Source organism: Thioclava sp. UBA3469 (assembly GCF_002378135.1).
Classification (GTDB): Bacteria; Pseudomonadota; Alphaproteobacteria; order Rhodobacterales; family Rhodobacteraceae; genus Thioclava; species Thioclava sediminum.
In genome coordinates this window covers 1-17,023 of record NZ_DFRG01000068.1, presented here as the reverse complement: position 1 = coordinate 17,023, position 17,023 = coordinate 1, and the positions used below count along the sequence as shown (strand labels likewise).

General features: G+C 65.1%; 18 protein-coding genes. 9 read left to right on the top strand and 9 right to left on the bottom strand.

The window, feature by feature from the left end:
• Positions 1-38: 38 nt before the first annotated feature.
• From B3D39_RS05965 to B3D39_RS05955, 3 genes are all read right to left on the bottom strand, one after another.
• Positions 39-614 carry a YSC84-related protein gene (locus tag B3D39_RS05965; protein ID WP_274961797.1) on the bottom strand — a complete coding sequence of 192 codons (576 nt, stop codon included), beginning with the start codon at positions 612-614 and terminating at the stop codon, positions 39-41.
• Between the two features lie 164 nt (positions 615-778).
• Positions 779-1,819: a glycosyltransferase family 4 protein gene (locus B3D39_RS05960; RefSeq protein ID WP_274961796.1), complete on the bottom strand. Its 1,041-nt coding sequence runs from the start codon at positions 1,817-1,819 to the stop codon at positions 779-781.
• A gap of 158 nt (positions 1,820-1,977) precedes the next feature.
• A complete protein-coding gene (locus B3D39_RS05955; RefSeq protein WP_274961795.1) occupies positions 1,978-3,000 on the bottom strand; it encodes a LacI family DNA-binding transcriptional regulator in 1,023 nt (340 codons plus the stop codon).
• Between the two features lie 108 nt (positions 3,001-3,108).
• On the opposite strand from B3D39_RS05955, the gene B3D39_RS05950 reads away from it, so the two are divergent.
• The 4 genes from B3D39_RS05950 (at position 3,109) to B3D39_RS05935 (ending at position 6,700) form a co-directional block, all read left to right on the top strand.
• Positions 3,109-3,645, top strand: coding sequence for a gluconokinase (locus B3D39_RS05950; protein ID WP_208607939.1), 537 nt, complete (start codon positions 3,109-3,111; stop codon positions 3,643-3,645).
• Between the two features lie 24 nt (positions 3,646-3,669).
• A complete protein-coding gene (locus B3D39_RS05945; protein ID WP_274961794.1) occupies positions 3,670-4,689 on the top strand; it encodes a TRAP transporter substrate-binding protein in 1,020 nt (339 codons plus the stop codon).
• A gap of 77 nt (positions 4,690-4,766) precedes the next feature.
• On the top strand, positions 4,767-5,378 hold the full coding sequence (locus B3D39_RS05940) for a TRAP transporter small permease subunit (RefSeq protein WP_274961793.1): 612 nt from the start codon (positions 4,767-4,769) through the stop codon (positions 5,376-5,378).
• Positions 5,375-6,700: a TRAP transporter large permease gene (locus B3D39_RS05935; RefSeq protein WP_078519825.1), complete on the top strand. Its 1,326-nt coding sequence runs from the start codon at positions 5,375-5,377 to the stop codon at positions 6,698-6,700. The genes B3D39_RS05940 and B3D39_RS05935 overlap by 4 nt, the downstream gene beginning before the upstream one ends.
• Before the next feature lie 75 nt (positions 6,701-6,775).
• Here the strand turns inward: B3D39_RS05935 and B3D39_RS05930 are convergent, their stop codons facing one another.
• The gene (locus B3D39_RS05930; protein ID WP_274961792.1) at positions 6,776-7,780 is read right to left on the bottom strand and encodes an LLM class flavin-dependent oxidoreductase; all 1,005 of its coding nucleotides are present in this window, start codon (positions 7,778-7,780) and stop codon (positions 6,776-6,778) included.
• Between the two features lie 149 nt (positions 7,781-7,929).
• Between B3D39_RS05930 and B3D39_RS05925 the strand changes: the two genes are divergently transcribed.
• Complete coding sequence (locus B3D39_RS05925) at positions 7,930-8,733, top strand: crotonase/enoyl-CoA hydratase family protein (protein WP_274961791.1); 804 nt, start codon at positions 7,930-7,932, stop codon at positions 8,731-8,733.
• A 59-nt stretch (positions 8,734-8,792) separates the two neighbouring features.
• Entirely contained in the window at positions 8,793-9,302 is a 510-nt protein-coding gene (locus tag B3D39_RS05920) for a winged helix DNA-binding protein (protein ID WP_075776310.1), read from the top strand.
• A gap of 19 nt (positions 9,303-9,321) precedes the next feature.
• On the opposite strand, the gene B3D39_RS05915 is transcribed toward B3D39_RS05920, so the two are convergent.
• The 3 genes from B3D39_RS05915 to B3D39_RS05905 form a co-directional block, all read right to left on the bottom strand.
• Positions 9,322-10,623: a TRAP transporter large permease gene (locus B3D39_RS05915; RefSeq protein ID WP_274961790.1), complete on the bottom strand. Its 1,302-nt coding sequence runs from the start codon at positions 10,621-10,623 to the stop codon at positions 9,322-9,324.
• A gap of 3 nt (positions 10,624-10,626) precedes the next feature.
• A complete protein-coding gene (locus tag B3D39_RS05910; protein ID WP_274961789.1) occupies positions 10,627-11,151 on the bottom strand; it encodes a TRAP transporter small permease in 525 nt (174 codons plus the stop codon).
• A gap of 86 nt (positions 11,152-11,237) precedes the next feature.
• A complete protein-coding gene (locus tag B3D39_RS05905; protein ID WP_274961788.1) occupies positions 11,238-12,203 on the bottom strand; it encodes a TRAP transporter substrate-binding protein in 966 nt (321 codons plus the stop codon).
• Between the two features lie 135 nt (positions 12,204-12,338).
• Here B3D39_RS05905 and B3D39_RS05900 point away from each other — a divergent pair, with 135 nt between their 5' ends.
• Genes B3D39_RS05900 through B3D39_RS05890 form a run of 3 tightly spaced genes read left to right on the top strand, consistent with a single transcriptional unit; the run spans position 12,339 to position 14,888 of the window.
• Positions 12,339-13,109 carry a 5-oxoprolinase subunit B family protein gene (locus B3D39_RS05900; protein WP_274961787.1) on the top strand — a complete coding sequence of 257 codons (771 nt, stop codon included), beginning with the start codon at positions 12,339-12,341 and terminating at the stop codon, positions 13,107-13,109.
• A complete protein-coding gene (locus B3D39_RS05895) occupies positions 13,106-14,137 on the top strand; it encodes a biotin-dependent carboxyltransferase family protein (protein WP_274961786.1) in 1,032 nt (343 codons plus the stop codon). Before B3D39_RS05900 ends, B3D39_RS05895 begins: the two co-directional genes overlap by 4 nt.
• A complete protein-coding gene (locus B3D39_RS05890; RefSeq protein WP_274961785.1) occupies positions 14,130-14,888 on the top strand; it encodes a LamB/YcsF family protein in 759 nt (252 codons plus the stop codon). Before B3D39_RS05895 ends, B3D39_RS05890 begins: the two co-directional genes overlap by 8 nt.
• A 36-nt stretch (positions 14,889-14,924) precedes the next feature.
• Here B3D39_RS05890 and B3D39_RS05885 read toward each other — a convergent pair whose 3' ends face one another.
• Positions 14,925-15,734: a hypothetical protein gene (locus B3D39_RS05885; RefSeq protein ID WP_274961784.1), complete on the bottom strand. Its 810-nt coding sequence runs from the start codon at positions 15,732-15,734 to the stop codon at positions 14,925-14,927.
• Positions 15,735-15,767: 33 nt separating this feature from the next.
• On the bottom strand, positions 15,768-16,823 hold the full coding sequence (locus B3D39_RS05880; protein ID WP_274961783.1) for an AI-2E family transporter: 1,056 nt from the start codon (positions 16,821-16,823) through the stop codon (positions 15,768-15,770).
• Between the last annotated feature and the right edge of the window lie 200 nt (positions 16,824-17,023).

Genomic DNA, 17,023 nt, shown 5'->3' with positions numbered 1-17,023 from the left:
CATCGCGGGCCTCCCCCAGACGGGGAAGACGCCTGCGATCAGCTGTTGTCGCCGTCTTTCCAGATGCGCAGCGTGCTGACCTTCGCGCCACCGTTCAGGCCCGAGCTGTCGAAGACATAGACGCGCGGCTTGCCGGTCTCGACATTCGCGGTCGCATTGGCGTTGACGACGGTGATGCCCGCGCCCGCGCCGACATGCCATTCGCCGCCGTTTTCGACTTCGCTGACCGATTTCTTGGTCGGGAAGACGTAGATTTGGCTCGCCTGCTTGGCGCCGAGCTGGAGGCCGACCGAGGCCTTGCCGATGTCGTAATAGCCCTGAACCTTGCCGTTCTCGATCAGCGCGCCGGAGCCGCCCGAACCGCCAATGCCGAGGTCGACCGTGGTCACTTCGGGGAAGACCAGAACGGCCGCGGAATTGGTCGCGACCTGCTGGCAGGTCTCCTGGAGGCTGGCGCATTGCTGAAGCGCAGCGGCCACGTGCTTGTCGAGATCCGGACGCGGCTTGACGCCTTGCGCGTGGTCCATCGCATTGGCGGGCGAGCCTGCGAGCGCCATCGTGCCCATCAGGGTTGCGGCGATACCAGCGGTGAGGGTGCGGGTCTTGGATTTCATGAGATGCCTCCTTTTGAAATTACGAGAATGAAACGGCCCCGCACGCTTAACGTTCCTTTTCGGATCAATCACATAGGGCAAAAAATCGTGTCGGAACCGAAGGCGCGATCCGTGAATTCGCGCGCCCGGAGGGAAGAGGCGAGGCCGCCCGGTTTTCGTTCCGCTCAGAGGCTGTCGAGCACCGCGCCCATGATCGCCGCAGTGTCGCGCCAATCCGGCAGGGCGGTCCCCGCCACCGCCGAGGCCGCGCCCATTCGCTCGCGCAGATCCGCGTCGCTAAGCAGCTGTCGCAGCGCCTCGGCGAAGTCGAGATGCGCATCCACCGGCACGAGAATCCCGGCATCGGGCGACACCGTGTCGGGCACCGCGCCCGTGCGGCAGGTCACGATAGGCAGCCCGTGCAGCATCGCCTCGCCGAAGACGATCCCGTAGCCCTCATAGCGCGTCGCCAGCGCGAAGATCGAGGCCGCGCGATAGGCGGTGTCCAGAGCGTCGCGCTCCATCCGTCCGGCAAGCTGCACGCGTTCCGCTAGCCCGAGCTGATCGATCCTTGCCGCGAGCGCATCGGCGACCTCCGGGTCCTGCGCGCTGCCCACGATCTGCGCGCGCCAGTCCAGATCGGCGATCTCGGCCAAGGCGTCGATCAGCACGTCATGCCCCTTGCGCGGCGCCAATAGCCCGACCGCGAGGATCAGCGGCGGAGTGGGTTTCGCGCTCTCCATCGCCGGCGGACGGTCGAAGCCCGGCAGCGCGATCGAAATCCGCTCCGGCGCGACGCCGAATTCCTTTTGCAGAATGGCGCTGGTATGCGGGCTCGGCACGACGACGTGGGCAGCGCGGCGCAGGTTCTCTGCCTCACGTGTCAGCAAGTGCTGCGCGCGGTCCTCGGTCAGCCCGGTCTCGAGCCCAAGCGGATGGTGCAGCATCGCCACCACGGGCGCGGACATCGCGTCGAGCACCTCCGGGTCGATCGAGCCAAAGACCAACCCGTCGAGGATCACCGGCACCTCCGCGGGAATGGCGGTCAGTTGACGGCGCGCGGTCTTGGTCTCCTCGGGCGTTGCATCGGGGAAGCCGGGCGGCAGTTCCAGATGCTCCACGCGGCGACCCTCGGCCCGCAGCGCCTCGAGCAGCTTGCGCTCGTAGATGAACCCGCCGGTCAGTTGCGTGATATCCCCCGGAATGGCGAAAACGGCTGGCGTCATGTCATGTCTCTCCCGATCTTATCTGGCGCGTTGCTCGGCCCCGTAGCGGCGCAGCACGGCGCGCTCGACCCGCTCAATTCCGAGATAGGCCGCAACCGCCACGAGGGCGAGGAGAACGACCGAACTCCAGAGCATTCCGTAATCCGAGGTCGCGGCGGTCAGCGCCCGCGCGTGGATCGACGCTGGATGATCTGAAAGCCGAGGTCGACGACCTTTTCCTGCGCCGCACTCCCCGACAGCGCATCGAGGATCAATTGCACCGCGCCTTCGCCCATTTCGCGGCGGAACGTGCGCACCGAGGAAATCGAGGGCTCCGCGGCAGCCATCATCTCCATGTCGTTGAACCCGCAGATGCCCAGATCGTCGGGAATGCGCAGGTTGCGGCGCTGCGCTTCGAACATCGCACCAAGGGCGAGGTCGTCATTGATGCAGAAGATCGCGTCGGTCTCGGGGGCGAGATCCATCAGCTGCGCGAGCAGATGGCTGCCCAGCGTCACAGAGGAGGGGCGGGTGGTCGTCTGGATGCGCTTGCCTTCCTCGATGCCATGCGCACGCAGCTCGTCGCGGAACCCGTGCAGGCGGCGCTGCGTGCGCGGATCCATTCGCGCACCCAAGAAACCGGGGCGGCGATAGCCCTGTGCGATCAGATGGGCGGTGGCGGCGCGGGCGGCATCGTAATGCGAGAACCCGATCATCCGGTCATAGGGGTTGCTGCCGGTCTCCATGATCTGCACCACCGGACAGCCCGCCTCGCGCAACAGCGCCTGCGCGGCCTCGGTCTGATCGATCCCGGCCACGATCAGCCCGGCGGGGCGCTGGCGCAGGAAGACGCGGATCAGGTTCTCTTCCGACAGCGGCGCGTAGCGCGAATAGCCGAGCTGCACCGAATGATGCGTGCCCTCGACCGCGGAATAGATCCCATCCATCACATCGGCGAAGACGTTGTTCGACACCGAGGGCAGGATCACCCCGATAATGTCCGACCGTGTCGACGCGAGGGCGCGGGCCGCAGGGTCCGGCAGGTACCCGAGCGATTCGATTGCGGCGGCGATTTTGTCCCGCACCGCCGGCGAGACGACCTCGGGATTGCGCAGGGTGCGCGAAACAGTGGCAACGCTTACACCGACATGATCGGCGACGTCGCGCATCGTAACTGATTTATTTACATTGTTTTTATTCATTGCCCCTCCCCGTGGTCGCACCCCTTTTTTAAAAGGGCGATTGACGAATGTAACCGCTTACATTACGCCTCTGTGTCCAAGAAACACCTGCGAACCCGGTAAGGCAAGATGGTAAACAGCAGCAATGCGAACGCGACACCGGTCCTTGTGATGGGCGTTTGCGGCACCGGCAAGACGACGGTGGCGCAGCGCGTGGCGCAAGCGGTGGACGGCGTGTTCCTTGATGCTGATGATTTTCACCCGCCCGAGAATGTCGCGCATATGGCTGCTGGTCTGCCGCTCAACGACGAGATGCGCTGGGACTGGCTCGACCTCGTGGCGAAGGGCGTGATCGAGGCGGGGCGCGACGGCAGGACGGTCGTTTTCGCCTGTTCGGCGCTCAAGCACTCGTACCGGGATCGCCTGCGCCAGAGCCTCGGCGTGATGCATCTCGCGCATCTCACCGGGCCGCGCGACCTGATCGCCGAGCGGATGGCCGCGCGCGAAAACCACTACATGCCGATCGCGCTGCTCGACAGTCAGCTGGCCGATCTGGAAATGCCGGGGCCCGACGAGGCCCCGCTGAGCTGCGATATCCGCGAAGCGCCAGAGGCGCTTTGTGCGCAGATATTGAACGCCTGGGGCCTCACGGCTCCTCAAGTTTGATTTCGTCTTTTAAGGGAGGACACCATGACGAAACCGATCCGTAAAATCGCCCTCGCGAGCGTCGCCGTCGTGGCGCTGGCCAGCGCTGCGAATGCCGAAACCCACAAGTACAAGTTCCAAAGCTCGGACCCGGCGGGTAACCCGAACTTCGAACTGCAGCAGAACTGGGCGAAGGACCTCGCAGAGCGCACCGACGACCAGATCCAGATCGAGATGATGCCCGTGGGCTCCGTCGTCGAGCATAACGAGACGCTCGACGCGACCGGCGCCGGCATCATCGACGGCATCGTGACCGACATCTCCTATTTCGCGGGGAAAGATCCGGCCTTCTCGCTGCTGGGTAACCCGGTCGGCGCATGGTCGAGCACTGATCAGCTGCTGGACTTCATGAACAATGGCGGTGGACAGCAACTCGCGAACGACCTGTTCCAGCCCTATGGCCTGCACTACGTCGGCTCGACCACGACGGGCCTCGAGTCGCTCGTCTCGAAAGTGCCGCTCGACGGCGTGGCGGACCTGAAGGGTCTGAAGATGCGTGCGCCGGAAGGTCTCGTGCAGGACGTCTTCGCGGCGGCTGGCGCGGCTCCGGTGAACCTGCCGGGTTCGGAAGTCTACACTGCGCTCGACAAGGGCGTGATCGACGCGGCCGACTACACCGTGTTCTCGACCAACCAGGCGCAGGGCCTCAACGACATCGCGCCGAACCCGGTCTATCCGGGCTTCCACTCGATGCCGCTCGTGGGCGTTGCGATGAACAAGAAGGAATGGGACTCGCTCTCGCCCGAGCTGCAGAAAGCCTTCGAAGAGTCGGTGAAGCAATTCGCGGACAAGGAAGTCAGCGACCTCGCAGCGGCCGACAAGAAGGCCGTGGCCAAGGCTGAAGAAGGCGGCAAGATCCACGTCCACGACTGGTCGGCCGAAGAGCGCGCCAAGTTCCGCCGCATCGCGATCACCCAGTGGGAAAAGGTTGCCAAGAAGTCGGACAAGGCGCAGCACGTCTATGACGTCCTGACCGACTACCTGAAGAAGAACAACCTTCTCTGATCTGATATCCTATCGGTGCGGGGCTGCGATCGCGGCCCCGCATCTTTTCCAGTTTCCTGACAGCAGCGGTTTTTGCAATGTCACAACCCGATAAGACCGGGGTGGATCACCCCGCACATGATCCGCACACGCCGGAACCGGTGCAGACCGAGGACGAGGCGGCGACCATCCCCGAAGCAGGCATCCTCGGCCGCGCGATCAACGCGGTGGGCATCGTCTTCGCGCTCGGCATCATCGCCTCCGCGCTGATCCTCCTCAACGAGGTCGTGCTGCGCTACGGCTTCGACAGCCCGACGATCTGGGCGCATGAGACGACGATCTTCCTCTGCGCGATGGCCTTCGTCTATGGCGGGCTCTACTGCGTCGTGCGCAACAGCCATATCCGCGTCGTGCTGATCTACGACATGGTCACCGGCCGGGCGAAGCGCATCCTCGACGCGATCATCTCGTTGATCTGCCTGTTCGCGGCCGGCTTCTTCGCCTGGGCCGCCTACGGCATGGTGATGAAGGCGACGTTCCGCCCCGGTGGCGATGTCCATTTCGAGACCTCGGGCAGCGCCTGGGATCCGCCATTCCCGGCCTATCTCAAGATCTTCCTTCTCGTGGTGCTCTGCCTCATGGTTGTGCAATTCATCATCATGGCGGTGAACTACCTGCGCGGCGCCTTCGCATCGGAGGCGGGTAAATGATCGAACATCTTCTGAGTTTCGACCTCTCCGCGCTGGGCATCGGCTACGGCACGGTTCTTCTTTTCGCGCTGCTGATCGGTCTGCTGCTGACCGGCATGCCGCTGGCTTTCGTGACGCTGCTGGTCGCGCTGATCTTCGCGCTTGGCTGGTTCGGGCCGATGGCGGTGCCGCTGATCACCAGCCGCGTCTATTCCTTCGTCTCGAGTTTCGTCTTCGTCTCGGTGCCGATGTTCGTGATGATGGCGGCGCTTCTGGACAGATCCGGCATCGCGCGCGATCTGTTCGAGGCGATGAAGCTCGTCGGCGGCCGGATGCGCGGCGCAGTCGCGGTGCAGACGATCTTCGTCTCGGTCATCCTCGCGGCAATGTCGGGCATCATCGGCGGCGAGATCGTGTTGCTGGGCCTTCTGGCCCTGCCGCAGATGATCCGTCAGGGCTACGACCGCAAGCTCGCCATCGGCGTGATCTGCGCGGGCGGCTCGCTGGGCACGATGGTGCCGCCGTCGATCGTTCTGATCATCTACGGCCTGACCGCAAACGTCTCCATCGGTGACCTCTTCACCTCGGCCTTCATCCCGGGCTTCATGCTCGCGGCCTTCTACGTGATCTTCGTGATCATCCGCGTGAAGCTGAACCCCGATCTGGCCCCCATGCCGGAGCCCGACGACCGTCCGTGGTCCGAGAAGATCAAGCTCCTCAAAGGCCTGATCCTGCCGGTTCTGGTGATCGGTTTCGTGCTGGGCTCCATCTATGGCGGGATCGCCTCGGTCACCGAGGCCTCGGCGCTTGGTGTGGCGGGCGTTATGCTCTCGACCATCATCCGGGGCGAGCTGACGCTCTCGATGCTGAAAGGCGCCGCGCTGCAGACGCTCGCGACCTGCGGGATGATCGTCTGGATCGGTATCGGCGCCTCGGCTCTGGTCGGCGTGTTCAACCTGATGGGCGGGATCGACTTTGTCTCGTCGCTGCTGAAAGGCGTCTCGGACACCCCGATCATCGTGATCCTGACGATGATGGCGATCCTGTTCTTCCTCGGCATGTTCCTCGATTGGGTGGGGATCGCGCTTCTGACGATGCCGATCTTCGTGCCGATCGTGAAAGACCTCGGCTACGATCCGGTCTGGTTCGGCGTGGTCTTCGCAATGAACATGCAGGTGAGCTTCCTGTCGCCGCCCTTCGGGCCAGCCGCGTTCTACCTGAAATCGGTCGCACCGAAGGACATCTCTCTGGGCGAGATCTTCCGCTCGCTGCTGCCCTTCATCGCGATCCAGATCTTCGCGGTGGGGCTGCTGGTGGCCTTCCCGGCGATCACCGGGCACTGAAGCGAAACGGATCGAAACGAAAAGAGGCGGGCTTTCGGGCCCGCCTCTTTGTATGTCTGAGTGTCGCGCCGTGCCTCAGGCCGCGGCGGGTTGCTCGCGAAATTCGCTCAGGACCTCGGCGGCGATCTTGAAGGACTTCTGACGCGCATCCGCGTCGTGGATCATCCCGGTCACCATCAGCTCGTCGGGCTCGTATTGCGCGATCAGGCGCGCCAGATCATCGCGCACCTTGTCCTTGGAGCCGGTGGCCGAGCAGGACAGCGCGCGCTGCACCTGAACCATCATCTGCGGCGGCACTTCCGAGAGATCGTCGGTCGGGCGCGGCAGCTTGCCCGGCATCCCCGAGCGCAGCCGCGCGAAGGCCAGCACCTGAGACGAACGCAGATACTGCGCCTCCTCATCGGTGTCGGCGGCAAACACCCCGGCGGCCATCATCGCATAGGGTTTGTCGAGATAGGCCGACGGGCGGAAGCTCCGGCGATAGATGTCGAGCGCGTCGCCCAGCATGTCGGGCGCGAAATGCGACGCGAAGGCGTAGGGCAGGCCGAGATAGGCGGCAAGCTGCGCGCCGTAGAGGCTCGAGCCAAGGATCCAGATCGGCACATGCGTGCCCGCGCCCGGAATGGCGCGCACCCGGAAAGTCTCTGCCTCGTCGCTGAAATAGGCGAGCAGCTCCTGTACGTCCGCGGGGAAGGTGTCCTCGGGCGACATGTTGCGGCGCAGGGCGCGGGCAGTGCCGCCATCGGTGCCGGGCGCGCGGCCGAGACCGAGGTCGATCCGGTCGGGATAGAGCGTGGCGAGCGTGCCGAACTGCTCGGCGATCACCAGCGGCGCGTGGTTGGGCAGCATGATGCCGCCCGCGCCGACGCGCATCGTCTTGGTCACCGAGGCGACATGGCCGATCAGCACCGAGGTCGCGGCGCTCGCGATGCCGGGCATGTTGTGATGCTCGGCCAGCCAGAAGCGGTGATAGCCTGCGTCTTCGGCCATCCGGGCCAGATCGGCCGTTCCCGCGAGCGCATCGGCTGCGGTCTTGCCTTCGGGCACGGGCGACAGATCGAGAAGTGAGAATTGCTGCATGGGGAACCTCCGTCGGGGCAGAGCTAGCGCGCCGCGCAGAGCTGTCCAACGCCGCGCGGCAGTTGATCCCTGACTTATGACCCCGCGTTCCGCTTTGCGAGGGGGCGGCGGGTCTGCATAGTGCGCAGAACCAAGCGAGGAGGATGGACATGGCCGACCCGGTGCAGATTTCGGTAAGCGCGCAAGGCGTGGCGGAGGTGACCCTCAACCGCCCCGAAAAGAAGAACGCCTGGACCCTGGAGATGTTCGATGCGCTGGCCGAGGCGGCGCAGAGCCTGTCGCAGCAAAAGGGTCTGCGCGCGGTGATCCTGAGCGGCGCAGGCGGCTGTTTCTCGGCCGGGCTCGACCTGACCGTGATGCAAAGCTTCGCGGCCGATCTGGCGGGGGTGAAGACGCAGATGGCCGGACGCGATGCGCAGGGCGCGAACCGCTTTCAGCGCCCGGTGACACGATGGGCCGAGCTGCCCGTGCCGGTGATCGCCGCGATCGAGGGCGTGGCCTTCGGGGCGGGGATGCAGCTGGCTCTGGGCGCGGATTTCCGGATCGCGGCACCCGATGCGCGGCTGTCGATCATGGAGGCGAAATGGGGGCTGATCCCCGATATGGGCATCTCGCAGAGCCTGCCGAAACTGACCCGCGCGGATGTCGCGAAAGAGCTGATGATGACCGGCCGGGTGCTGGAGGCCGAGGAGGCGCAGGCGCTGGGGCTGATCACGCGCGTGGCCGAGAATCCTCTGCAGGCGGCGCGCGACATGGCCGCCGAATTCGCCCTGCGCTCCCCCGAGGCGCTGGCGGCGAGCAAGGCGCTGGTGGAGCAGGCATGGACGATGCCGCCCGGCGATGGGCTGGCACTGGAGGCCGAGTTGCAGGCGGAGATCATCGGTGGTCCCGCGCAGATGGAAATGGTGATGGCGAACCTGCAAAAGCGCGCGCCGAATTTCTCTCAAGGATAGAATGTCAGCGAAATGTCTATAAGGTGAGGGCGTAAACGCACGAAAGGAGAGCGCCGCTCATGCCTGCAGGAGAACGCCGCATCGTCTCATCCCGCCATCTGGCCGAAGGGCCGGGCTGGGAAGCCTCGGAATTCGAATACGGGATGATCATCGCCTACAACTCCTTCGCGCGATGGATGCAGCGCTGCATGGCGGCTTCGGGGATGGAGCTTTCGCCGCTCGAAATCCTCGTGCTGCACAACACCAATCACCGCGACCGAGAAAAGCGGCTCAACGACATCACGTTCCTGCTCAATATCGAGGACACGCATACGGTCAATTACGCGCTGCGCAAGCTGTTGAAGCTGGGTCTTCTGGATTCCGAGAAGCGCGGCAAGGAAGTGTTCTACCGCACCTCGGAAAGCGGGCGCGAGCTGTGCGAACGCTATCGCAAAGTGCGCGAGGAATGCCTGCTCGAGCCGATCCAGAAAGGCGGCATGGCAGGGGAGGACCTGCGTGAGATCGCCTCGGCCCTGCGCGTGCTCTCGGGCTATTACGATCAGGCGAGCCGCGCGGCCTCTTCGCTCTGAGGCCGCGCGGGTCGTTGGCTCAGTTGCCCATCAGTGAGGGCAGGTAGGTCACGATCCCCGGGACCAGCGTAATCAGCAGAACCGCCAGCAACAGCAGCCCGAAGAAGGGCAATGCTGCGCGGGCGACCTTGAGGATGTTGAAGCCGGTCAGCCCTTGGATCACGAAGAGGTTGAAGCCCACGGGCGGGGTGATCTGGCTCATCTCGACGACCAGCACGAGGTAGATGCCGAACCAGAGCGGGTCGATCCCGGCGGCCTCCACCATCGGCAGGATGATCGAGGTGGTCAGCACCACGACCGAGATCCCGTCGAGGAAGCAGCCCAGCAGGATGAAGAACACCGTCAGCACCGCCAGCAGGGCCGTGGGCGACAGCCCGAACGTGCCGATCCACGCCGCGAGGTTGCGCGGGATGCCGGTGAACCCCATCGAGACCGACAACACCGAGGCCGCCAGCAGGATGAAGGCGATCATCGCGCTGGTGCGGGTGGCCGAGAACAGCGCGTCCTTGAAGTTGCTCCAGGTGAAGGTGCCGGTCACCATCGCAAGGATCACCGAGAAGACAACGCCCACGGCAGCCGCATCGGTGGGCGAGGCGACGCCGGTATAGATCGAGCCGATCACGCCGCCGATCAGGATCACGATCGGGATCAGGCGACGCGAGGCACGCAGCTTCTCGCGCAGGTTTAGGGTGATGTCCTCGCGCGGAACCGCGGCGGGGTTCATCCAGGCGCGCAGCGCGACATAGCCGCCGAACAGCGTCACCAGCATCAGCCCCGGCAGGATGCCCGCGATGAAGAGCCGCGCGATGGATTGCTCGGTCGCGACGCCATAGACGATCAGGATCACCGAAGGCGGGATCAGGAAGCCAAGCGTGGCCGAGCCCGCGAGCGTGCCGAGGATCAGGCTCTCGGGATAGCCGCGGCGGGTGAGCTCGGGCACCGACATCCGCCCGATCGTGGCCGCGGTTGCCGCGGACGAGCCCGAAACGGCGGCGAAGATCGCGCAGCCCAGCACGTTCACATGCAGCAAGCGGCCCGGCGCGCGGCCCAGCCATGGGGCGAGGCCGGAGAACATATCCTCGGACAGCCGCGAGCGGAGCAGGATTTCTCCCATCAGGATGAACAGGGGCAGAGCCGCCAGCGGCCAGCTATGGCTGTTGCCCCAAAGCGTGGTCGCCATGACCAACCCGGTCGGCGCGCCCGAGAAGAAGCTCAGGCCCGCAAGCGCTACGATCAGCAGCGACAGCGCCACCCAGACGCCGCCCGCAAGCAGCACCAGAAGCAGCCCCAGAAGAATTGCGAAGGTCATCGGATCGGACATGGTTTACTCCGAAACATCATCGACGAGCACGGGGCGCTTGGCGCGGATGCTCTCGATCAGCGTGTCGAGGAAGGCAAGCGCAAGAAGGCCCAGCCCGACCACCATCGCGCATTGTGGGATCCAGATCGGGATCGCGACGATGCCGGTGGACATATCGCCGTAATGTAGGCTCTCGAGCATCAGCGAGGTCGCGAACCACACAGCATAGGCGCTGGCCGCGAAGCCAAGCGCGAGCGCCACGATCTCGGCCACCCATTGGCCGCGCGCGGGCAGGCGGGTCAGCACGAGATTGACGCGGATATGGCTGCCGTGGCGCAGCGTGTGGGCCAGCGCCATGAAGCTTGCCGTCGCGAGGAAGTAGCCCGCGAAATCGGCATAGGAGGGGATCGTGTAGGAGAGGGCGGGACCGCCCAGACGGGCGAGCACGTTCAGCCCGACCTGTGCCGTGACCAGCAGGCAGATCGCGAGGATCGAGACGGCGGCGATCCCTCCGGACAGAAGATAGACCTGATCGAGCAGGCGACGCATGGCGAAAGCTCCGAAGGCTTGAATTGGGGTTGAGCATCGAAAAAGGCCCTCCCGCGCGGGACGCGGAAGGGCCGGATCGGGCGGGCTCAGTTGCCCTGATAGGTCTTGAGAACCTCAAGCGCGTCGGGGCTGGCTTTCTCTTTCCAGCTCGCCAGCATCTCGTCGCCGATCTTCTTCAGCCCTTCTTCCAGCTCGGGGCTCGGATCGACGATCGCCATGCCGTTTTCCTTCATCACGGCGGTTTTCTCGGCGGCCTCTTTCTGCGACATTTCCCAACCGCGGGTCTGCGCGGTGGCGGCGGCATCCATCACGGCCTTCTGCTCGTCTTCGCTCAGACGGTCGAAGGCGCGCTTGTTCACCACGACGATGTTCTTGGGCAGCCAGGCGTCGATCTTGGTGTAGGTGTCGACGAAGTCCCACGCCTTGGAATTCGCACCGGTCGAGGGCGAGGTGATCATCGCCTGCAGCTGACCGGTCGAGAAGGCCTGCGGAATGTCGACCGCTTCGACTTGCACGGGCGCGGCCTTGGCGAGCGTCGCAAATTCTTCCAGTGCCGGGTTATAGGCACGGAAGCGCAGCCCCGCGAGGTCGTCCACGGACTTGATCTCGCCATTGGTGTAAAGCCCTTGCGCCGGCCACGGCACCGAGAACAGCGGCATCAGGCCCTGCTTGTCGAGAAGTTTGGTGATGACGGGCTTCTGCGCCTCCCACAGCTTTTCGGCCTGATCGTAGCTGGTGGCGAGGAAGGGCTGGCTGTCGACGCCGAAAGCCAGATCCTCGTTCGAGAGCGTCGAGAGGAAGAATTCCCCAAGCGGCACCTGACCCGAACGCACGGCATTCTTGATTTCGGAATGCGGGAACAGCGAACCCGCGGAATGCACCTTGATCTCCAGCTTGCCGTCGGTCGCTTTCGACACGTCCTCGGCGAAATCACGGATGTTCACGGTGTGGAAGGTGGTGTCGCCATACGGCGTCGGCATGTCCCAGGTCTGCGCCTGAACGGCCGTGCCCAGCCCCAGCGCAACCGCGAAGCTTGCAGCAAATCTGATCATATCTCTCTCCTGTCGGGTCGCGGCGGAATTCGTGTCCGCCTCCTTTTCATAACGTTGACAAATTGTCAGTAAAATGAAATCAAAGTCAACGATAACTTTTTACATCACGGTCTGAGCCAGTGGAGATGCCCTGACATGATGCTCGAAGAAGCATTGCGGCCCGGAACGGCCCAAGCGGATCGGCCGCAGATTTTGCCGGCTGGCGGAGACGGGCTGCTCGTGCGGTTCGCGCTGGTCGCGGAGCCGCGCGCGATTGCGGCGGCGCAGAGCTTTCATCAGCGCGTGACGGAAAGCGATCTGGCCGGTCTGCGCGAGATCGTCCCGAGCCTCGTGTCGGTTCTGCTGCGCTTCGATCCGGAGGCGGTAACGCGGGCCGAGATGGCCCAGCGGCTGGAGACCCTGCTGTCCGAGGCCGATTGGCTGAGTGCGGCGCCGCATCCCGCGCAGCGCGTCTGGCATTTGCCCGTGGCGTTCGGCGGCGTCCACGGTCCCGATCTGGAAGAGGCGGCGAAGCTTGCGGGTCTTTCCCCTCAAACGGCCATCGACGAGATCACCGCGACCCCCCTGAGTATCCTCGCCATCGGCTTCGCGCCCGGTCAGCCCTATCTCGGCCTTCTGCCCGAGCATTGGAATCTCGCGCGCCGGTCCGAGCTGAACCCGCGCGTCCCGAAAGGGGCGCTCTGCGTGGCGGTGCGCCAACTGGTGCTGTTCGCGAATGCCTCGCCCACCGGCTGGCATCAGATCGCGCGGACCGCCTTCGATGTGTTCCGCCCCGATCAAAGCGACCCCGTGCCGCTGCATGCGGGCGACGAGGTTCGCCTCGCGCCGGTCTCCGGCACCGAGATGGATGCCTTGTTGAAGGCGGGCGATCCGATGGGCGGCGCGCGCTGCGAGGTGCGGTCATGAGCGACGGATCGGTGATCCTGCGCGCCCTCGGGCCAAGCGTGAGCGTGCAAGACATGGGCCGCCCCGGTCGCATGGCGCAAGGCATCTCGCGCGGTGGCGCGGTCGATCCGCTGGCACTGGTCGAGGCGGCGGCGCTACTGGGATCGCGCAAACCGCTTCCCGCGCTGGAGATGGCGGTGAGCGGCGGGCGGTTCGAGGTCACCGCGCCGACGCGGATCGCGCTGACCGGGGCGCCGATGCAGGCGGAGCTTGACGGACGCCCCCTGCGCTGGGGCGCGAGCCACAGAATGGAAACGGGCGAGGTGCTGTCGATCGGAGCCGCGCGCACGGGCATGTTCGGCTACCTCACCTTCGCGGGCGGGATCGAGACACCCGAGGTTCTGGGCAGTCGCGCGGCCCACTTAGCCGCTGGGATCGGATCGGCGCTGGAATCGGGCGCGCGCCTGCCGCTGGGCGTGGACCCCGAGCCTGATGCGCCCGCGCTGGTTCTCACGCAGGACGACCGTTTCTCGGGTGGCACGCTGCGGATCATCCCGGGGCCGCAGACGGGCCTGTTCGACGAGGCCACTTACGAGCGGCTCACCACGACCGAATTCACCCGCGCGCGACAGGGCAACCGTCAGGGTGTGGCGCTGGAGAGCGATGCGCCTGCGCTGACCTCGGACAAGGCCAAGGGGCTCGCCTCGGATGTGATTTTCGAGGGCGATATCCAGATGACCGGGGCGGGCACGCCCTATGTGCTGCTCGCCGAATGCCAGACCATCGGCGGCTACCCTCGGATCGGCACCGTGCTGCCCTGCGATCTGCCGCGCGTGGCCCAGGCCGCGCCGGGGACGAAGCTACGGTTCAAACCCGTGACGCTGGACGAGGCCGACGCGCTGGCGCCGCTTTGGGAGGCGCAGCTGCAGGCGCAACGCGCCAAGCTGCGGCCGCTGATCCGCGATCCGCACGACATCCATGACCTGCTCGGCTACCAATTGATCAGCGGCGTGACGGCAGGGCGCGAGTTGGAGGAAGAGAATGGCTAAGATCGACCTGAACGCCGATATCGGCGAAAGCTTCGGCCCGTGGGTCATGGGCAACGACGCGGCGCTGATGGAGGTGATCTCCTCGGCCAATGTCGCCTGCGGGTTCCACGCGGGCGATCCGGATGTGATGGCGCAGACGATGCGCGCGGCGGTGGCCAATGACGTCGGCATCGGCGCGCATCCGGGCTTTGCCGATCTACAGGGTTTCGGACGCCGTCGCCTCAACCTCAGCGCCGAGGAACTGACCAATCTGGTGACATATCAGCTGGGCGCGGCGCAGGCGATGGCCCGCGCGGCGGGCGGCGCAGTGCGGCATTTCAAACTGCACGGTGCGCTGTCGAACATGGCCTCGGAAAATGCCGAGATCGCCCGCGCCTGCTATTCGGCCGCCTTGAAAGTGCAGCCCGAGATCATCCTCGTCGTGCTGCCGCAAACCGCAATGGAGCAAGTCGCGCGCGACTTGCAGGCCAATTGGGCGGGCGAGATTTTCGCCGACCGCGCCTATGAGGATGACGCCTCGCTGGTGGCGCGCTCGAAACCCGGGGCGGTGCTGCATGACGCCGAAGAGGTCGGCGCGCGGATCGAGACGATGCTGCGCAAGGGTGCGATCGTGACCGCGTCCGGCAAGGAAATCCCCTGCAAGATCGACACGGTCTGCCTGCATGGCGACGGGGCCGAGGCGTTGGCAATGGCGCGCGCACTGCGCGGGCATCTGACCGGGGCCGGGTTCGAGATCGCGCCCTTCGGCTAAGCCGCGTTTGCCGTCAGCTCATCTGTACGCACCGCATCACGCGCGGCGCGTCATGTCCTGTGGACACAGATCGTGGCGCTTTGCCCAATGCAGGAGTGTGTCGTCGAACTGCTCGGGCGGGACGCCTTCGAGCCCGGGAAATTCGTGCAGGATGATCCGCAGCGCGCGACGCTGATCCTCGGTGAGCCGGTCGTCATGCCAGAGCCGATAGATGCCGCGCGGCAGGCGGCGCTCGGGTCTCGCGGTGCTGTAGAACAGCGCGAAGGGGATGGATTTCACCTGCGCCACGTAGCTTGATAATTGCGGCAGAAACTGCCCGGTGAACTCGTCCGAACCAGGTGGGAACACCTCGGCCAGCGCCATGACTGCACGCCCCTGCGCCGCCGCCTGCGTGGTGGAGAAGACGAAACTCACCGCGAGCGTCAGCACCAGCATCCCTGTCACCCCCGTGATGACCGAGATCAGCGACCAACCGGTGCCTGCGGGCGTCGCGTAGCCCCCACCCAGCGTCGAGAGCAGATGCCCCGCATAGGAGAGGCTGTCCCCGAAGCTCGCCGCGGGGAGCCCCTTGGTCGTCTTCAGAGACCGGGTCGTGGCGAAGAAGATCAGGCTCCAGCCGAAGGCGACCATGATGATCCAGACGCCGCCGAGCCATGCCATCGTCACCGGGCCGCAGATACGATGCGCTAGCCGTGTGTGCCCGAAGCTGCGGATGCGCTTGAAGCCGAACCGCGCGATGGCCAGCGAGATTGCGCCGGACTGGCCCGCACCAAGCGCGCAGAGCAGAATGTCCCAAAGCGAGATCGCAACGATGGCGGCGCCGAGGAGGATCAGGAAAGTCGTCAAAACGGGCTCCGGAAGGTTGAAAGGAGGGTCAGGTCAGGCGGTCTCGGGCCTGACCAGCGGCAGGTAGTGGCGCCGTGTCATCATCATCAGAACGGCCAGCAGCGGGGTTGCCAGCGCAAGGCCGAGAAGGCCGAAGAAGCTCCCCATCAAGAGCTGGAAGGCGATGATGAGGGCCGGGGGCAGCGACATCGCCTTTTCCTGAATTTGCGGCGTGATCAGGTTGCTCTCGAGCGCCTGTACCGCGAGGTAGAGGACCACGACCCAAAGCATCGTGATCGGGCTGACCGTCAGGCCCATCGCCAACGCAGGGATCGCCGACAGGACCGGACCGATATTCGGAATGAAGGTCAGAAGTCCTGCAAGGATCGCAAGGATCGCGGCCAGCGGCACGTTCAGCAGCCACAGCCCGACAAAGGTCAGCAGGCCGATTACCGTCATCGAGATCAGCTGCGCAAAGAGCCAGCCCGACAGCGCAGCCCAGCCGGTCGCGAAGCTCGCAACGACCCAGTCACGCTTGGAAGAGGGGAACAGTGCGGCGATCCCGCGCCGATAGAGCTGCGGCTCCACCGCGCCATACACACCGATGAACAGGATCAGCATCGCGTTCCCGATCACGCCGATCGACATCATCACGGTCGTGGCGGCCCCCTTGCTCGACGGGGCGATGGAGCCGAGGTCAATCGAACGCGTGATCGAATGCAGCCAGCCATGCGAGTCGATAAAGTCCTGCACCTGCTTCATCGCCTTGGGCAGGGCGGTCGTAAGTTGGTCGAGCTGATCGGACAGGCCCTGCGCCGCATAGAGAAAGAACAGAACCGCGAGGCAGACCAAGATGATCGAATAGAGCGCGAGCCCCCAGCCTTCGCGAATGTGCAGCCTGCGCGCGATGGCGTTGCCGCCCATCCGCAGGAAGACCGCGACCAGAAGTCCGGCGAAGACCAGCAGCAGGATATCGGGCGCGATCAGCACCAGAAGCGCGAAGATCGCGATCGGCAGCCAGAAGGCGATCTGCTCACGCGAGGCCTTCGCGCGCAGTCCGGCCGGCTTGGGGTCCGCATGGTCGGCGCGATGCGGTCCGGGATCTGACATGGTGCTCTCCGTCGCGGCTTGTGTCGTGTGACAGGCCAACCTGTCGCGCGCGCCGTGGTTCCGTGCCCAAAGCGCGTCGCGGCGGAGAAATTGTTACCCGCCATGTGTCCGGCGCCGCATGCGCGCGAGCTGGGAGAGATGTCACAAAACATCGCGGAAGGGCTTGAAAATGTGTAAAAAAATGCATCCCGGTGAGCCGG